A 15,742-nucleotide genomic window follows, 5' to 3' on the forward strand; every position below is an offset into this window, starting at 1 on the left:
TAAAATGAAAGTAGAAATCGAAAACGGTAAATTAGTAGCTGCAATTAACTTTATGTATGATCTAAAACTAGCAAGAAAACACTCGCGTTTCCGTCGCCATTTTATTAACAAAATGACTGAAAGGCTAAAAACTGTGGAAGAAGATCGTAAAGAGCTTGCTAAAGAACATTCTCATAAGGACGAAAAAGGAGAAGCAATCGTGAAAGATGGTCAATTTGACATTAAAGACATGGTTGCTTTTACTAATGATTTAAAGGAATTGAACACTGAAAAACTGGTAATTGAAGGTGGTGATAATCGTGAAATGATACGAACTATCAAACATGTACTAAAGAAATTCGAAGATGTTGAATACGAAGGACAGGACTCAGATATTTACGATTATCTTTGTGAACAATTTGGTGTAGACGAAGAAGAAAAAGGAGATGAAGAATAATGTTTGATATCCAAATTACAGGTACAAATATTCGTTATGCTGATGGTGGTATTTCGGTAGTACATGTTCAATTCAGAGCCAATGATTCAGAGTCAACAGTCACATTAAATGGTTATATTCCAATATCCGCAGAGGATTACCAAGGTAATGAATCGATTCCAGCATTAAAAAATGTAGTGAGAACTAAATTAATTGAACGACTAACACCAGAAGCCGAATAAGGCTTTTTATTTTGCATAAGGGGGAGAGACATTGGAGGCGGTTGAGGTGAATACTCACGATAAAGACATTACGCAAATGAAGCAGGATATCAAACTACTAGAGAAAGATGTCGCTGATCTAAAGAATAAAACATCTGTACATGAGGAACAAATCAAAGCAATTAATAAAACCTTAGATAGTATTAATGACAATACAACATGGATTAAACGCGCCTTAATAGGTGCTATTATTACAGCGGTTTGCACCGGCTTAATCGGCGGGGCAATCGCTCTTTTTTATAACGTGATAGGAGGATGAATAGATTGAAAATGGACAAAGGTACTGTAATTAGAACAATGGTGTTATTAGTGGCGGTTATCAATCAATTTTTGGTGGCAACAGGTTTAAATCCAATTCCAGGTAGTGAACAAATATGGGGTGAGGTTTTAAGCACAGCATTTACTGGTGCTGCCGCAACGTGGGCATGGTTTAAGAACAATTACGTAACAGCAAAGGGTAAAAGGCAAAGAGCTGCTTTAAAAATGAAAGGTTTGACTAAATAAGGCTGCCCCAAAGGGCGGTCTTTTTTATATCCAATTACAAATAAAAGGAGTGTTATTTAAATGGCAGGATTATTAAATATACCAAAATTTGTGGACTTTAGAAACAAAGTGAAAAGGCATCCTGTTTTAAAGTTCCCTGTACTAAGTTTAAAAAGTAAAACAACATTAGCCATTCATCATAGTTTAACTAAACAAGGTCTTGGGGGTTCAAATGCTGAAGGCTATGCGAGATATCATGTAGATACACATGGTTGGCCGAGCATTGGTTATAGTTATGTAATTGAGCCTGATGGAACGATTAAATTTTGTAATGATATCGAGCTACGCACATATCATGTTGGCGATCATAACAATTATGCCATTGGTATCTGTTTAACTGGTGATTTTAGATATGAGGAGCCTACTAAAGAGCAAGAGGAAAGTTTACGTAACTTAGTTAAAGACTTACAAAAAGCATACCCTACTATCAAGTATATAAAGGGACATAATGAATTCAGTGGATATTCGTGGAAAGAATGTCCTGTATTTGATTATAAAGCAGTGTTGAATAAAAAGGTTACACCTTCTAAGCCAAATGTATCTAAACCTGTACCTAAACCTGTTGAAAAACCTTCAACAAAAGAATACAGAGGCACAAGTATCATAGATTATCTGAAATCTATTAATGTGGATTCTTCCTTGGCTAATAGAAAAAAACTGGCTGCAAAGTACGGTATTGAAGATTATTCTGGCAAAGCTGCTCAAAACACGAAACTTTTGAATTTAATGAGAGGTGGTACCAAACCAGCAACTAAGCCAAAACCGATGCCAAAACCAAAAAAGGAATATGTAACATTACCAGCATCAGCAAAGACATGGAGGACTTATAAGCTCAATGTAGCTCCAGTTACTAAGAACTCTGATTGGTCACTTACTCCTGCAGCATTCGGTGGATTAACGTATGAAATCCTTGATAAACCGCAGGCAAGTGTCGTCACCATTAAAACATCTAGAGGTAAACGTAATATCTATGTAGGTGCTGATACTAGTGCAAAGATTTTTAAGAAGTAATAATAGAAGCCCTTCTCATTCGGGAGGGGCCCTTTAATAAACTCAAAGTATCCATTAGTTAAGAAAAGAAATTTTATTCTTATTAAGACATGTGTCGGTAACCTAATACTTCTACCATAAAATCATGGTTACACTTTAACTTGTTAAGCTTCTCATTGTTACATGAGGGAGATATTCTTACAGTAACTAGGTCTTCTCTATTTTTATCAGGGATTACAATTCTTATGGCCACATCATAAGAGTGATTGTCATTGTAATTTATTCCAACAATTCTTTTCCAATTCCAACCAAAGAGAGAATCGCCACCATATTCTTTTATCACTCTTTTATCAATACTTGGAAATACAAGGTCAAAAATAATATCTTCAGTAGTGAGGTAAGAGCCTACTACGTTAGGAACTGACTCTGCTTTTATAGTTTGAATAGGATTAATAGCAAATAAGAGGAACCCCAATATTATGACATATCGCTTAAGCATTCATTCCACCTCAGTTTTCTATTTAATCCTTATTCTGTCCAAGTCACTGAATCCTCATTAAATTAAGTATCCCTCTAAATTTTTTAAAAAACCTTCTTAATCGAGGGGCTCATTTACTTTTACTCCACTATTTAAGGAATCTCCATTAAAATAGAGGGAATAATGCACTGTAAGTTTGACCATAATTACATCACATTGTAATATAAAGACATATTATATTGGAGGTTTTTGTTTGTCACACTTATGTTTAGAGCTGGTCATGTAACACTTTCTTCATGACTTTGCGCATAAAGAAAGTGTCATTTATAGGTAAGAAAATAGAAAAGGGGACTATAAATGAACATTACAATACGACCAGAGAGTAACAATGAATATACTATAACTGAAGATATTATTAAAGAAGCCTTTCTTTACGAAGAGTATAGCGATAAGTCAGAACATTTACTGGTAAAAAAAATTAGAAAATCGGATGCATTCATTCCTCAACTTTCTCTAGTTGCTTTAACTGAAGAAGGAAATATTATTGGACATGTTCTTCTATCTAAAATAAAAATTGTAGATGGTAATAACGAGGTCGATTCTTTGGCACTGGCTCCAGTTTCCGTTTCTCCTCATTATCAGAAAAAAGGAATTGGAAGGCAATTAATCCAGGCTGCGATAAAAAAAGCTAAAGAACTTGGTTACCGTTCAGTTATTGTTTTAGGTCATAAAGATTACTATCCAAAGTTTGGTTTTAAACAAGCTCACTTATGGAATATACAAGCTCCATTTGATGTTGCTGACGAACAATTTATGGCTTTAGAAATAACTGAGAATGGTCTAAAAAATGTGGAAGGTATTGTGCGTTATTCAAAACCTTTCTTAGAGTAGAAAAAGTGTTCTTTATAATTAGACAAAGCCCTTCTCAATCGAGATGGGCTTTTGAGTTAATGCTAATTAAGGATTTGTTCTATTCTGTTCATTCATATCAGTTAAAGCAATAATTAAACCTGTGAAGTAAACCATACCAATTGAAACAGCAGCACGATTAAACAAATTCGTGAATGGAATAAGCTTGATGCTAAGTACTCGATTTTCGTTGGTCAGAAATTGAGGGTGAATTGATATAAGACCTGCTCTAGAGAGAGGAGGTGAGCCCAAAAGTTAGATGAAAACATCTAACTTTTGGGCTGCTTCATAAGAGATGAGTTGCTTAATAACCCCTTCTATGACATAAGAATTTATGCCCACTTAATTGTCTTATTTATGATAAAATATGGTATAATTGTATATTATGAAAAATTAAGAGAGGGGATAATAATGTCTTCAATATTTGAAAGATTAAAGGAGAATAACGAGTTTCCTGTAGTTTTTATAGGCGCAGGTATCTCTAAACGCTTTTTATCAAACTTCCCAGACTGGACTTCTTTACTAGTAGAATTTTGGACTCAACTTAACCTTCAAAACTTTTATGGAGAGTTCAATAATACAAGAGATGAAATCAAGTTGAAAAACCCGAAATATTCTGAAAAAGAAATTGATTATTATTCAAATATAAAGATGGGTACTACTTTAGAGAAAATCTTCAATAGAGAATTTAATAAAGGTAACGTTACTATAGAAAATTTTTCTGCTGAAGAAGCATTTAATACCAAAATATCTCCTTTTAAAAAAGCAATAACGAAACGCTTTCAAAATTATAGCTTAAAGGAAGTAATGTCTAGTGAGTATAAAGCTTTTATAAAAATGTTGTTAAAAACTCAAATAATATTAACTACAAATTATGATAAGTTCATAGAGGACTCCTATAATAGTGAAAGTGATCATAAGATAACAAAATATTTAGGTCAAAAAGGCTTTTTCCAAGATACATATGGTTACGCAGAATTGTATAAATTACATGGTTCAGTGGAAAGTCCAAATGAGATTGTCATTACGGAAGATGACTATGCAAAATTTGACGAGAATTCAGTGTTAATAAGTGCAAAAATAATATCAATGATGATGAATTCCCCAATAATATTTATGGGTTATTCTCTAACAGATATAAATGTAAGAAAAATAATTAAAGATTTTACAAGGTCCTTGAATGATAAGGAACTAGAATTACTTGAAAATAGATTAGTGTTAATTGAGCGAAAGGAAGGAGAACAGAATTTTTTAGAAGAGGTAATAAATGACAAAGATTTAGGTTGTAAACTAAGAGTCATAAAAACGGATAATTTCGAACGAGTATTTAAAATTGTAAGCTCAATTGATCAAGGTATTGCACCTACAGAAGTAAGGAAATATCAACATGTAATAAAGAAATTAATTATAGATAGAGGGAAAAAGGGAGCTTTGAATTCGGTATTATTATCCCCGGAAGAATTGGATAAGTTAGAAGAAAATTTAAAAACAAAAAATATTACTGTTGCTTTGGGAGATGCTAAATACATTTTTCAGATACCAGATATTATCAGCTATTCTCTTGATTATATTTCGGATAGGGATGAAATCAGTAACGAAATTCGAATGCGCTTTGCTGTGAATCAAACTGGCACTTCAAGATTTCCTATCCATAAAATTCTTAATAAGGAACTAATTGAAAAAAGTGGATTACATCCATCCGAGAAGGAAAAACTGCTAAGTAAACAAAAACACTACTCAAATTTTGATTTTCACTATAAAAAAATAGTTGGTTCCTCTGTTTTAAAAATAGTTAATCCTAGTGTGGAGAGTATTATTAGTCAACGAGATAAAAAACCTAAAATTTATGAGACTTTATCGTATTACATTAAATCTTTTGATCTTGGAGAATTAAGGAACTTTTTAATTATGGAACTGGAAGAACTTAAATCAAAGGGGGAAATTAAATTAGGTACGGAGATAAGAAGGCTATTACTTCTTTATGATATATTAAAAAACAAGGGAGACAACGCCTAACCACCAGAGTGATTGCCACTGTCTCCCAGCTTTTACTTTAATATTATATGCTCATTATATAAATGTTGATGCTTGTAGTCAATAATTCTTCAGAAAAAATTTAAGGTAATTCTTGGAGGACCTTCTTAATGTTGAAGGCCTTTTTTAGTTGTTACATGATTTTATCAGTCCAAATGGGCTTTCAGTCCTTCAAATGCATTTCTTAATGCCTCTTTTATTGTATTACCCTCAACTTTGATCCCACCATTGCTTGATGTTCCAACAACAGTAACAGGATGAGATTTCGCAAAAATATAATACTGTATACCATTCTTTTTGATTACGTTATATATAAGGTTAGGCTTCACAATATCACTCCTTTTTATATACTAGTTCGATTTTTGGGTCAAAAGTGCTTCTTAACAAAAAAATAACCCTTCTCATTAAGAGAGGGTGTTACATTTTTAAATGAAGTTCTCTACTAATAAGTCTTTTAGCTTCTGCAATAGTCTCTTTAAATGTAACTCCTATACATTTAATTTCGAGTTCTCCTTTTTTGGCAGTGGCAGTTACTATAACTGTGTTTTTATCTGCATAAATATGATAAGTAACGCCATCATCAATAAATCCCAATGGCTCATATTTCATTAAAACATACCTCTTTCCTATAATATGTAATTATATTAACAAAAAATAGGTAAAAAAGTCCCGTTATTTGCTCAGGTAAAAGTTTAAAAATTCCTCACACTTATTCCTAATTCTTGGATTAAAATAATTATGCTGCTCAACATATCCTTTATAGCGAAACTCATACATAGTAAACGACTCATCATGTCCAATCTGGGTTACTCTCATATTCCCTTTTCTCATCTTGTTTTTTACTTCTTTCAAATCACGCTGTACCTTCTTTATTGTATTTTCCATCAAGGTAATATAAGGCTGTTTAATCTTAAATGGGGACTTCTCAATGATCTTTAAATCTCTTTCAAGGATGATAATAATCATTGGTAAGTATATAGCTTGCTCAAGAACATCACGATCAACTTCATTAATCCTAGTCATGTTGTTAAACCCTTTCGACTGATATCACTTCATCAATGTGAAATTTTAAGATTTTTAAATCGTTCGTTTCCAAGTGAATGTTCATATTAATATGATCGATTTTATCGACAATGCCCTCAAAGGTTTTTGTGGACCCATCAACCCAAATGGTCATTTTGATTGTAAGGGTGTAGTTTAATGACTCCATCGTTATTATTTGTATTTCTTGAAGTTCTTGTTCATCTAATTCTGGCTTTTTCACTTTTTCATATTCGGCTGGTATCTGCTTAAGTAATTCAGTATGTTCGCTCATAAAGAACCCTTGCCATTTCATTTTTCCGCGGTCACGCATCATAAACTACATCTCCTTTTTTAATATTATATGAGAACTTTTGTTCTGAATTCAATTGAAATCGAACAAAAGTTCGTATAAAATAATGGTAAGGGAGGGCTAATCGATGAAAGGTTTACTTATTAGAGGAGTTAACAATAAAGAAGAATTAGAAATGATTTATCTGGATAACAAGGGAGATATCAGCCAGAGAAGAATTAAAATTTTGGCCGTTTACGAAGATTACTTTCGTGCATATTGTTTTACCAAGAGACAGCAGCGCACTTTTAAGGTAAGTAATGTCTTATCGATTGGTCCAGTCAGGAAAGTAAGGAGAGGAGCTTAATCATGGGAGTGAAAATGCCGAAGAAATCAAAACCACAAAGACCTTCAAGGGATGAATTTGAATTAGAAGAGCTGGGAAATGCCGTAGTTGAAGCGCATAGGGAGAAAACTGAAGTCTTAATATTGTTGTGGCAAAGAGATCCTATACAAGGAAAAATCGTTAAGCTTGATGGTCAATCTCAATTAATACATATTGAAAGTAATTACGAAACGATAAAGGTGAAATTTATAGATATATTATCGATACAGAGCGCACCTCAATAGGAGGGCGCTTTTTTGTTTGAAAAGTATATCACACATTTTTGCACGTTTATTAAAAGTGTTTGAGCACGGACTGGTATTCAGAATGGAGAGCTCGGGTATGCGCTTATACAAATTATGCCGATGCTGTTGAAGGTTTTGAAGGAGCTTGGAGGTGCGATTTAGTGATGAAAAAACCAAAAAAAAATCTATTCCGACCCCAAACCGACCCCAAATAAGAATTTATATATGATTTTGTAGGACCAAAAAACAAAAATAAAAGGTCGATAACCCTTTAATACCAAGAGTTATCGACCTTTTAAAATTAGCGTCCCAGATAGGAATCGAACCTACGACCTACAGCTTAGGAGGCTGTTGCTCTATCCTGCTGAGCTACTGGGACATATATTGTTTTTTTCTTTTGACAATATAAAATTATATACCTATATAAATAAACGGTCAATAATAAAGCCTTTGAAAATTTTTAATGATTTTTATGGTTTTAAAATAATGGGGAAAGAGCGCCCATAGATGTATAAATTATAAAAGGCAGTAGTTACATAGCAATGTAACTACTGCCTTACCTATTTAACCAATTCGGTATTTTCTACGATAATATCGAAAGATCGTTCTAATCTGTCTCTTTAGTTGTTTAAACCGTGCAGTGCTTAACTCAATCAGCGGCTGAGTCACTGCGGTGACCCATTTGCTTGATAATAGCAAAGTAAGCACTAAGGCGAGTCCTGCTAACAAGAGAAAACTTCTTGCATCATTGAAGAAATCCTGCACTTCACTTTCTCTAAATACTCGTACGAAAAACCCGTGAAGAAGATAAACGTATAATGTGTTTTTACCTAGCTTTGTAAATGAATAATGTCTATTAGGCACAAAGGCAAAGAAACATGCCATCATCATCAAACTGAGTAAATAGAAACCTAATCTAGTTAACATGGACGAAATAGATGCATCATCAACGACGGAATATGGCTTTGACCCAAGTAACCATTCATAGTTGATGTTTGGATTAAAGTAGAATAACACAAAGACAGCTACAAAAATACCAATCGCACCGATGCGAACCGATGGTCTAAATAAAACTTGGAAATGCTCTTTCTTCATTAAATAACCTAGTAAGAAGAATGGGAAAAACACAAAAGTTCTAGATAAGCTCAAATAGTTTGTAACCCAATCAGCATATCCTACAGCTAGCCCAATCGCAAAAGAGAGGATAATGGCTACACTAGGTTTGAATTTGGCAAATATCAATAACAATAGATGCCAGAAAAATAAAGAAATTAAGAACCATAGCGACCAATGTGGATTAAGCGGATCCACGTTAAAGGCTGCACCTTGATGTAAGAAATAATAAAAGACCGAATAGATTAGTTGGAAAATAAGGTATGGCAAAATCAATTTTTTAGCTATTTTTTGAATATATCCCTTTTGATAATACCCTTTTGCAAAAAAGCCTGAAACTAATATAAATGCAGGCATATGAAATGTATAAATCACTTTGTAAAGCGTATAAATTGTTTCACTATCTTCAATAAAAGAGCGAATCAAATGTCCGAATACCACAAAGAAAATAAGAATAAACTTTGCGTTATCAAAAAAGTAATCACGCTGTCTCATAAATCCTCCTTTATTAAAGACCCCCTAAAACATCACTTATTATATACCCATTATGTAAGAAAATAAATCAATTCAAACATGTGAACGAGTGGATAAAAATCCAAAACATGGACATGTAAAGGTAATATGGCATTGAAATGTATAGGTATATATAACTATTTTTAGTTAAAATACTACTTCAATATCCCCTTTTTATCGATTATAATGTTAGCAGAATCTAGTATAATAGAATCATTATTGTTAAAAGGGATACATTTTTTTAAAAGGAGGAATTATATTGAAATTACTGAAAAAATGGCGTTTAAAACAAAGTAGCATCCCCTTTTTAAATGCGATGTTAATACGGGTGTCCAAGTCAGATAAATGGAGAAAGTTAAAAATCGGTCAAAAGTATGGGGTAGCTTTGTGGCTTACTTTAGGCGTATTCACTATATCAACGATTTTGTCTTTTATTATGCTTGTCTACAGTACCTTTAAACTTAATGAAGCAGAGAAGGCAAGTGAAAGAGCGCTAGAAATCGCTGATATAGGCACAGATTTCTACTTAAAAGGCGGGACAATTGGGAATTATATTATTGATTCTAATCCAAAACATTTAAATACATATGAAGATTTAGAAACAGACATAAAGAATAAACAACAAGAAATACAAGCAATGATCCAATCGGAAACAGCACAGGAAATGTTTGTTAAAATCAATGAATATGATAAAGAAGTAAATCAATTATTTTATGATGAAATCGCACCAAATGTGAAGTTACAACATGTACGCGAATACCGCTTAGGGAAGTTGCAGGTGGATAATTACATCGAGCAAACAATGAATACATTAGATGAACTAACATCTATTATTAAGGAAGAGCAGGAATCTGCCATTAACCAAGCGAGTTGGATGATGATCGTTTCAATTGTTATCTTAGTACTGTCACTAGTACTATCAGCAATTTTCGGATTTTTTAGTCATAAAATCGTGAATAAACAATTAGCTTATCGTCTTACAAAGGTTGTGACAGCTTCAAAGGAAATAACAAAAGGAAACTTAAAAGCTAGTGATATTCATTCGAATAATCAGGATGAAATTACAGAAATCGCAGACGCTTTTAACCAAATGAAACACCAGTTACGCCAAATGATTCAAGAAATGCTTACAGTTTCACAAAGTTTAAATGAGAGAAGTGTTCACCTTGGTGCCGTTTCATCTGAAGTCGCAGCTGCTAGTCAAGAAATATCGGCGACAATGGAGGAATTATCGGGAGGAGCAGAAGAGCAAGCAAGTGCAAGTGCGGATTTATCAAAAATTATGGAAGATTACTTATCTAAAGTGGAGAATGCAGAAACGAAAAGTGTTTCTATGCGTGAAGCAGCCTCAAATGTGAAGAATATGACATTAGCAGGAAATGAATTGATGGAAAATTCTAAAGAGCAAATGAATAGGATAGATGAAATAATTAATGATTCGATGCATCGAGTGAAAGGGTTAGATCAAGAAACGAAACAAGTAAATAAGTTAATATCTGTGATACATGAGATCGCTAACCAAACGAATTTATTGGCATTAAATGCGGCAATTGAAGCTGCGAGAGCAGGAGAGCATGGCAAGGGCTTTGCTGTTGTTGCGGAGGAAGTAAGAAAACTTGCTGAAAAAGTCTCCTATTCAATAAGTGATATCACTTCAATCGTCAATAAAATTCAGTCAGAGTCTGTTGGAGTCGTAGAATCGTTACAAGCCGGCTATGAGCAAGTAGAGATTGGTAGTAATAAAATTCATCAAACAGCGAATACCTTCCAAAGTATATCAACTGCCATCACTGATATCCATGGAGATATCGAACATATTTCATCAAGTATGGTAGAAATGCTAGATAATTCAGTTGGGATGAGCGAATCTATAGAAAATATTGCTGCGGTTTCTCAACAATCAGCAGCTGCAGTAGAAGAGACGAGTAATTCTGTTACACATACAAATGATTCAATGGAAAACATTCAGCTATATGTACAAAAGTTAGTTGAAATGGCTAATACATTAAGTAAACTTATAGAAAAATTTAAACTATAATGGGGAAAACAAGTATTCTGCTAGTTTAAGCGGGTACTTGTTTTTTTATTATGAATAAAAAGGATTATGGCGATTTTTGTAGAATAACCTCGTGGTAGAATAATTTGTTTTAGGGGGTAAGGTAGTTTGCCAACATCGAATAGTTCTTTTGAAAGACAAAAGTTGTTAGAAAAGCTCTCAAATGATGAAGGAATCTATTCAGAGCTCTTTATGGAAGCCATAGATGGAATCATCCTATGGGAGGATGGTGGTAATATTGTACATGCGAATGAATCAGCGTGTCGAATATTTGAAACTTCATATAATGAAATTACAAAATGTAAGATTGAAGATTTTGTTGTCGATAAAGATAAAAAGTACAAGGAAATCCTAAATGTATTATATAAAAGAGGGGCAATAAGAGATGAAATTCTATTCTTTATGCCTAACGGACAATCTAAGATTTTAGAATTTACAATGAAATTACAATCTTACACTGGTTTTCATATGGGTATTTTTCGTAATGTGAGTGAGCGAAACCAAATGGAACAAGAGTTAAGAAAGAGTGAATTGAAGTTTAGAAGAGTATTCGAGGGTACACTTGAAGGTATCATTTTATGGGATAACGAGGGAGTGGTACAAGACGTTAACCCTTCTGGAGAGAAAATTTTAGGGGCAAGTCGTGAAGAATTAATCGGAAAGTCGTTAAAACATATGATGGCTAGATTTTCTGGGAATTTAGATGAAATGAGAGAGATCATCACACAAATAACAATGAACGGTTCTTATGAAGGAAGGATACAACTACAAGGTAAGGGAAATGAAAATAAATTATTTGAGTATTTAGTTAACTATAATTTGTTTTCAGAGTTTACAATTTCTACATTTAAGGATATAACGGATAAAGTCGAAATGGAAGAAAGATTAAGAAAGTCTGATACACTGAATGTATTAGGACAACTTGCTGCAGGTATTGCTCATGAGGTGCGCAATCCAATGACTGCAGTAAAAGGATTTATACAATTGCTTGAGAACTCATTAAAAAAAGAATCTGATCATGATATGTATTTTAATATTATTTCAACGGAACTCGCAAGAATCGATTCTATTATTAATGAATTTCTTTTTTTAGCAAAACCACAGGCCGTGAGATATATGGAGAATGACATAATTAACATTATGCGCGAAACGGTTAAGTTATTAAATGCTCAGGCCCTACTGAATAATATCCAATTCCGTACTTATTATGAATATGGTTTACCAAAAATGATGTGCGAAGGAAACCAACTAAAAAAAGTTTTTATAAATATTATAAAGAATGCAATTGAAGTAATGCCGGATGGTGGATATATCACAATTACCATTAAACGTCTTGAGGATCAAACTGTAAGAATTTCAATTCAGGATGAAGGTGGAGGAATACCACAGGATAAGTTAGAAAAGCTAGGACAGCCATTTTATACTACAAAAGAAAGGGGAAATGGTCTTGGATTAATGGTTTCATATAAGATTGTTGATGAACATAATGGGGCAGTACAAGTGGAAAGTAGTGAGGGAGTAGGAACAACTTTTCATATTATTCTTCCTATGAATAATTAATTTTTTTAAAATATAGGTAGGAAGAATGTAATTTATGTTTCAAAATTAGATATATATCTAATTAGATATATGTTAAAATGGATTTATTCATAACTGTTGTTAAGAAAAGGAGTGAAGGATTATGCAATTAAACCGCATTGTTGCATTTCATAAAACCATGGGCGATCCAACGAGAATAAGAATTGTTTATTTGTTATCAAAAGGGCCATTACACGGACAAGCAATAGCAGGAAAGTTAGGATTAACACCACCAACGATTACACATCACCTTCATAAATTAAGGGATATTAATTTAGTTTATACAAGAAGAGAAAAAAATACGGTCTATTATTATTTAAACGAAAAGATTATTCTTCATCAAGCTGTTACATTAGAGAAAATCATTAGCCAAAAGGAGGAGTTAGAAGAAATGGAGCAAGACAACGCATATAGAAAGAAAGTACTAGACGCTTTTATTCAAACTGATGGAAAATTAAAATCTATTCCTGCTCAAAGAAAGAAAAAGCTTATCATTTTTGAACATATGGTAAAAGGGTTGAAAAAAGGTGTGAAATATGAAGAGAAAGAGATAAATGAATATATTAAAAATTTTCATGATGACTTTGCCACGATTAGAAGGGAATTTATTACGAATCAATATATGTATCGTGAGAATGGGATCTATGAAGTAAATCCACCAGAAATGTGGGCGAAAATAGAATAGTAGTAGTTGGCCTACTTTAGACGGCAAAATCCACTGTTGTGAGTGCTGGTTGGCCAAGTATAAAAGAAGCTGCGAACCTAATTTGGCTCTAAAAAATACGAGCAAATGCTGACAGATATATAACAGTATTTGCTCGTATTTGATTTTAGCTAGTCATGTATTTCTTGAAAATATTAATAAAATTCAGGTTTGCGATCATCGAAAACAGGGATGGTTTTCCTGACACGATCAACCTCCGAAAGATCAATCGTCGCTGTGACAATCTCTTCTTTTTCCGTACCACTTTCGAGAACTTCCCCCCAAGGATCAATGATCATCGAATGTCCAGCGAATCTATTATTAGGATCCTGCCCTACACGGTTACAAGCAATCACATAACATTGGTTTTCAATCGCTCTTGCCCTTAATAATGTTTGCCAATGATCGACTCTTGGTTTTGGCCATTCTGCTACAACAAAAATAGCTTTGGTCCCGTTTAATGTATGTGCTCGAAACCATTCCGGGAAACGAATATCGTAACAAATCATACCGGCTACTTTCTCACCATTAATATTAAAGCTGCCTTTTTCTTCTCCCGCAGATAAAAATTTATGTTCATCCATTAATTTAAATAAGTGCATTTTATGATATTCTTGTAGCAATTCTCCGTTTTTATCAACTGAAATCATCGTATTAAAGTATTCCTTATCACGCTTAGTAGCAACTGATCCGCCTACGATATGGACTTGATATTTTTTTGCTAAGTTTTTTAAGAATTCAATTGTTTTTTCACCTTTAACATCAGCAGTGGACGACAAATTTTCTAGATCATATCCAGTTGTCCACATTTCTGGTAGGACAATAATATCTGGATATGGTTGAACTTCACAAGCTTCCTTTACTTTTATTTCTACATGCTTATAGTTTTCTTCAGGATGGCCAAATTGTATATCCATCTGTATACAAGCAATATGTAATTTCATCGTTAAAACTCCCTTATTTCAATCTTATTTATACTTTAAATATATACGATTTTTAAAAAGTTTACTACTGTTAATGATTTTAAGTACTTGTCGAAAAGTAATGCAAACTATTCTCAGAAAGTGTCGAATCATGTTGATATAAAAAAAGATTGTCTTATTTTGCGAATCTATTTACTTTTATAAAAATTCTTGTAATAATTTCTCAAGTAGACAAAAAATAATCGAAAGCAGGACAAATTTAGGAGGAGAAAAGTTGAAGTTAAATCAAAGGGAATTATTGGACAAGATTCAAATGAAAAGAGAAATTATGATGAAATGTGCGTGGAAAGTAGGTATTAATGACAAATTAACTATCCAGCATAGTCAGGAACTAGACATGCTTATATATGAATATCAGAAGGCAAAAATAAACTCCGAGCCCCGTAGGACCCGAGAATTTAAGTTAAATATTAAACAATACCATGTAAATATAAAAACCAAAGCTGTATGAAATTAAAAAAGGTCAATTAATAAGATCATGAAAAGTAAACCAATGATAAAAGAATAGGTAGATGTTCTTTCATGACCATCTCCATGGCTCTCTGGGATTAATTCCTTATAAATAATAAATAGCATGGCTCCTGCGGCAAATGAGAGCCCATAAGGGACAAGTGAAGCAACATAAGAGGTTAAATAAAATCCTAATAAGCCTGTGAAAATTTCAATTGTACCTGTTAAAGTGGCAACAATAAATGCTTTAAGTCTACTAATTTTTTGGTTGACCAAAAATAAAGCAACTAAGAATCCTTCAGGTGCATTTTGCAAACCAATGGCAAATGCAATTAAATTACCAGTGTCTCCTCCGTTTTCGGACGCATAACTAACACCAACAGAAAGTCCTTCTGGAATGTTATGAAGTGTAATAGCAGCAACAATTAACATCGCTTTTTCATCAAATTCAATCCCTTTTTTGTTATGAGCGATGTCAATATGTGGAATGTTTTTTTCTAGCAATGTTAAAGTTAAAACCCCTAGAAAAATTCCTACGACTAATGGTAAAAACCCTCCTGCATTTAATGCCTCTGGAATAAGACTCATTGTTGAAGCAGCCATCATAATACCTGCAGTAAATGCGAGTAATATATCACGCCATTTATGTGTCATCGATTGGCCAATAAACAAAATAATCAATGCACCAAGTCCTGTAGACATAGCTGAAAGGATTGTTCCATATAGCACTTCTGTCATTTTATAAATCACCTCT

21 protein-coding genes and 1 tRNA gene are annotated in these 15,742 nt (G+C 33.2%); 13 read left to right on the forward strand and 9 right to left on the reverse strand.

Features of this window, described 5'->3' with window-relative positions; translation table 11 throughout:
• Positions 1 to 4 precede the first annotated feature (4 nt).
• Genes MKY26_RS03145 through MKY26_RS03165 form a run of 5 tightly spaced genes read left to right on the forward strand, consistent with a single transcriptional unit; the run spans position 5 to position 2,250 of the window.
• Entirely contained in the window at positions 5 to 436 is a 432-nt protein-coding gene (locus MKY26_RS03145) for a hypothetical protein (RefSeq protein WP_233435330.1), read from the forward strand.
• Complete coding sequence (locus MKY26_RS03150; protein WP_095371142.1) at positions 436 to 657, forward strand: hypothetical protein; 222 nt, start codon at positions 436 to 438, stop codon at positions 655 to 657. The genes MKY26_RS03145 and MKY26_RS03150 overlap by 1 nt, the downstream gene beginning before the upstream one ends.
• A gap of 31 nt (positions 658 to 688) precedes the next feature.
• The gene (locus tag MKY26_RS03155; RefSeq protein WP_285840943.1) at positions 689 to 955 is read left to right on the forward strand and encodes a hemolysin XhlA family protein; all 267 of its coding nucleotides are present in this window, start codon (positions 689 to 691) and stop codon (positions 953 to 955) included.
• Complete coding sequence (locus MKY26_RS03160; protein WP_445293119.1) at positions 952 to 1,200, forward strand: phage holin; 249 nt, start codon at positions 952 to 954, stop codon at positions 1,198 to 1,200. The genes MKY26_RS03155 and MKY26_RS03160 overlap by 4 nt, the downstream gene beginning before the upstream one ends.
• Positions 1,201 to 1,260: 60 nt before the next feature.
• Positions 1,261 to 2,250: an N-acetylmuramoyl-L-alanine amidase gene (locus MKY26_RS03165; RefSeq protein ID WP_341092082.1), complete on the forward strand. Its 990-nt coding sequence runs from the start codon at positions 1,261 to 1,263 to the stop codon at positions 2,248 to 2,250.
• Between the two features lie 82 nt (positions 2,251 to 2,332).
• On the opposite strand, the gene MKY26_RS03170 is transcribed toward MKY26_RS03165, so the two are convergent.
• Entirely contained in the window at positions 2,333 to 2,728 is a 396-nt protein-coding gene (locus MKY26_RS03170; protein WP_341092084.1) for a hypothetical protein, read from the reverse strand.
• 336 nt (positions 2,729 to 3,064) lie between these two features.
• Here MKY26_RS03170 and MKY26_RS03175 point away from each other — a divergent pair, with 336 nt between their 5' ends.
• Together MKY26_RS03175 and MKY26_RS03185 are read left to right on the forward strand one after the other, a co-directional pair.
• Entirely contained in the window at positions 3,065 to 3,598 is a 534-nt protein-coding gene (locus MKY26_RS03175) for a GNAT family N-acetyltransferase (RefSeq protein ID WP_341092086.1), read from the forward strand.
• 429 nt (positions 3,599 to 4,027) lie between these two features.
• Positions 4,028 to 5,632, forward strand: a complete 1,605-nt coding sequence (locus tag MKY26_RS03185; protein WP_341092088.1) for an SIR2 family protein — start codon at positions 4,028 to 4,030, stop codon at positions 5,630 to 5,632.
• Positions 5,633 to 5,796: 164 nt separating this feature from the next.
• Here MKY26_RS03185 and MKY26_RS03190 read toward each other — a convergent pair whose 3' ends face one another.
• From MKY26_RS03190 to MKY26_RS03205, 4 genes are all read right to left on the reverse strand, one after another.
• Entirely contained in the window at positions 5,797 to 5,979 is a 183-nt protein-coding gene (locus MKY26_RS03190) for a hypothetical protein (protein ID WP_341092090.1), read from the reverse strand.
• A gap of 88 nt (positions 5,980 to 6,067) precedes the next feature.
• A complete protein-coding gene (locus MKY26_RS03195) occupies positions 6,068 to 6,259 on the reverse strand; it encodes a hypothetical protein (protein ID WP_341092093.1) in 192 nt (63 codons plus the stop codon).
• 63 nt (positions 6,260 to 6,322) lie between these two features.
• Positions 6,323 to 6,673 (reverse strand): hypothetical protein, encoded by a 351-nt coding sequence (locus MKY26_RS03200; RefSeq protein WP_341092095.1) that lies wholly within the window; start codon positions 6,671 to 6,673, stop codon positions 6,323 to 6,325.
• Positions 6,674 to 6,677: 4 nt separating this feature from the next.
• A complete protein-coding gene (locus tag MKY26_RS03205) occupies positions 6,678 to 7,007 on the reverse strand; it encodes a YolD-like family protein (RefSeq protein WP_341092097.1) in 330 nt (109 codons plus the stop codon).
• Between the two features lie 103 nt (positions 7,008 to 7,110).
• Between MKY26_RS03205 and MKY26_RS03210 the strand changes: the two genes are divergently transcribed.
• Together MKY26_RS03210 and MKY26_RS03215 are read left to right on the forward strand one after the other, a co-directional pair.
• Positions 7,111 to 7,329, forward strand: a complete 219-nt coding sequence (locus MKY26_RS03210) for a hypothetical protein (protein WP_341092098.1) — start codon at positions 7,111 to 7,113, stop codon at positions 7,327 to 7,329.
• 2 nt (positions 7,330 to 7,331) lie between these two features.
• Complete coding sequence (locus MKY26_RS03215; RefSeq protein ID WP_341092100.1) at positions 7,332 to 7,592, forward strand: YolD-like family protein; 261 nt, start codon at positions 7,332 to 7,334, stop codon at positions 7,590 to 7,592.
• 305 nt (positions 7,593 to 7,897) lie between these two features.
• On the opposite strand, the gene MKY26_RS03220 is transcribed toward MKY26_RS03215, so the two are convergent.
• Together MKY26_RS03220 and MKY26_RS03225 are read right to left on the reverse strand one after the other, a co-directional pair.
• Positions 7,898 to 7,971: transfer RNA gene (locus MKY26_RS03220), tRNA-Arg, on the reverse strand.
• A gap of 185 nt (positions 7,972 to 8,156) precedes the next feature.
• Positions 8,157 to 9,200, reverse strand: a complete 1,044-nt coding sequence (locus MKY26_RS03225; protein ID WP_095369725.1) for an acyltransferase family protein — start codon at positions 9,198 to 9,200, stop codon at positions 8,157 to 8,159.
• A 277-nt stretch (positions 9,201 to 9,477) separates the two neighbouring features.
• Here MKY26_RS03225 and MKY26_RS03230 point away from each other — a divergent pair, with 277 nt between their 5' ends.
• From MKY26_RS03230 to MKY26_RS03240, 3 genes are all read left to right on the forward strand, one after another.
• A complete protein-coding gene (locus MKY26_RS03230; protein ID WP_307314718.1) occupies positions 9,478 to 11,256 on the forward strand; it encodes a methyl-accepting chemotaxis protein in 1,779 nt (592 codons plus the stop codon).
• 126 nt (positions 11,257 to 11,382) lie between these two features.
• Complete coding sequence (locus MKY26_RS03235) at positions 11,383 to 12,834, forward strand: PAS domain-containing sensor histidine kinase (protein WP_095369723.1); 1,452 nt, start codon at positions 11,383 to 11,385, stop codon at positions 12,832 to 12,834.
• A 121-nt stretch (positions 12,835 to 12,955) separates the two neighbouring features.
• Complete coding sequence (locus tag MKY26_RS03240; RefSeq protein ID WP_224937820.1) at positions 12,956 to 13,537, forward strand: DUF2087 domain-containing protein; 582 nt, start codon at positions 12,956 to 12,958, stop codon at positions 13,535 to 13,537.
• A 173-nt stretch (positions 13,538 to 13,710) separates the two neighbouring features.
• Here MKY26_RS03240 and MKY26_RS03245 read toward each other — a convergent pair whose 3' ends face one another.
• A complete protein-coding gene (locus MKY26_RS03245; RefSeq protein WP_095369721.1) occupies positions 13,711 to 14,499 on the reverse strand; it encodes a carbon-nitrogen family hydrolase in 789 nt (262 codons plus the stop codon).
• Positions 14,500 to 14,776: 277 nt separating this feature from the next.
• On the opposite strand from MKY26_RS03245, the gene MKY26_RS23370 reads away from it, so the two are divergent.
• Complete coding sequence (locus tag MKY26_RS23370; protein ID WP_380043309.1) at positions 14,777 to 14,989, forward strand: aspartyl-phosphate phosphatase Spo0E family protein; 213 nt, start codon at positions 14,777 to 14,779, stop codon at positions 14,987 to 14,989.
• Positions 14,990 to 14,991: 2 nt separating this feature from the next.
• On the opposite strand, the gene MKY26_RS03250 is transcribed toward MKY26_RS23370, so the two are convergent.
• Positions 14,992 to 15,726 carry a ZIP family metal transporter gene (locus MKY26_RS03250; protein WP_095369719.1) on the reverse strand — a complete coding sequence of 245 codons (735 nt, stop codon included), beginning with the start codon at positions 15,724 to 15,726 and terminating at the stop codon, positions 14,992 to 14,994.
• Positions 15,727 to 15,742: the final 16 nt, after the last annotated feature.

Origin of the sequence: Cytobacillus sp. FSL R7-0680 (assembly GCF_038009245.1) — a bacterium.
GTDB classification, from domain to species: Bacteria; Bacillota; Bacilli; order Bacillales; family Cytobacillaceae; genus Cytobacillus; species Cytobacillus kochii.

Excerpts from the sequence above, each read along its gene's own strand:
- MKY26_RS03200 (WP_341092095.1), bottom strand. The coding sequence starts at position 6,673 with ATGACTAGGATTAATGAAGTTGATCGTGATGTTCTTGAGCAAGCTATA.
- MKY26_RS03175 (WP_341092086.1), top strand. The coding sequence starts at position 3,065 with ATGAACATTACAATACGACCAGAGAGTAACAATGAATATACTATAACT.
- MKY26_RS03195 (WP_341092093.1), bottom strand. The coding sequence starts at position 6,259 with ATGAAATATGAGCCATTGGGATTTATTGATGATGGCGTTACTTATCAT.
- MKY26_RS03170 (WP_341092084.1), bottom strand. The coding sequence starts at position 2,728 with ATGCTTAAGCGATATGTCATAATATTGGGGTTCCTCTTATTTGCTATT.
- MKY26_RS03225 (WP_095369725.1), bottom strand. The coding sequence starts at position 9,200 with ATGAGACAGCGTGATTACTTTTTTGATAACGCAAAGTTTATTCTTATT.
- MKY26_RS03240 (WP_224937820.1), top strand. The coding sequence starts at position 12,956 with ATGCAATTAAACCGCATTGTTGCATTTCATAAAACCATGGGCGATCCA.
- MKY26_RS03185 (WP_341092088.1), top strand. The coding sequence starts at position 4,028 with ATGTCTTCAATATTTGAAAGATTAAAGGAGAATAACGAGTTTCCTGTA.
- MKY26_RS03160 (WP_445293119.1), top strand. The coding sequence starts at position 952 with ATGAATAGATTGAAAATGGACAAAGGTACTGTAATTAGAACAATGGTG.
- MKY26_RS03150 (WP_095371142.1), top strand. The coding sequence starts at position 436 with ATGTTTGATATCCAAATTACAGGTACAAATATTCGTTATGCTGATGGT.
- MKY26_RS03215 (WP_341092100.1), top strand. The coding sequence starts at position 7,332 with ATGGGAGTGAAAATGCCGAAGAAATCAAAACCACAAAGACCTTCAAGG.
- MKY26_RS03210 (WP_341092098.1), top strand. The coding sequence starts at position 7,111 with ATGAAAGGTTTACTTATTAGAGGAGTTAACAATAAAGAAGAATTAGAA.
- MKY26_RS03250 (WP_095369719.1), bottom strand. The coding sequence starts at position 15,726 with ATGACAGAAGTGCTATATGGAACAATCCTTTCAGCTATGTCTACAGGA.
- MKY26_RS03165 (WP_341092082.1), top strand. The coding sequence starts at position 1,261 with ATGGCAGGATTATTAAATATACCAAAATTTGTGGACTTTAGAAACAAA.
- MKY26_RS03205 (WP_341092097.1), bottom strand. The coding sequence starts at position 7,007 with ATGATGCGTGACCGCGGAAAAATGAAATGGCAAGGGTTCTTTATGAGC.
- MKY26_RS03145 (WP_233435330.1), top strand. The coding sequence starts at position 5 with ATGAAAGTAGAAATCGAAAACGGTAAATTAGTAGCTGCAATTAACTTT.
- MKY26_RS03245 (WP_095369721.1), bottom strand. The coding sequence starts at position 14,499 with ATGAAATTACATATTGCTTGTATACAGATGGATATACAATTTGGCCAT.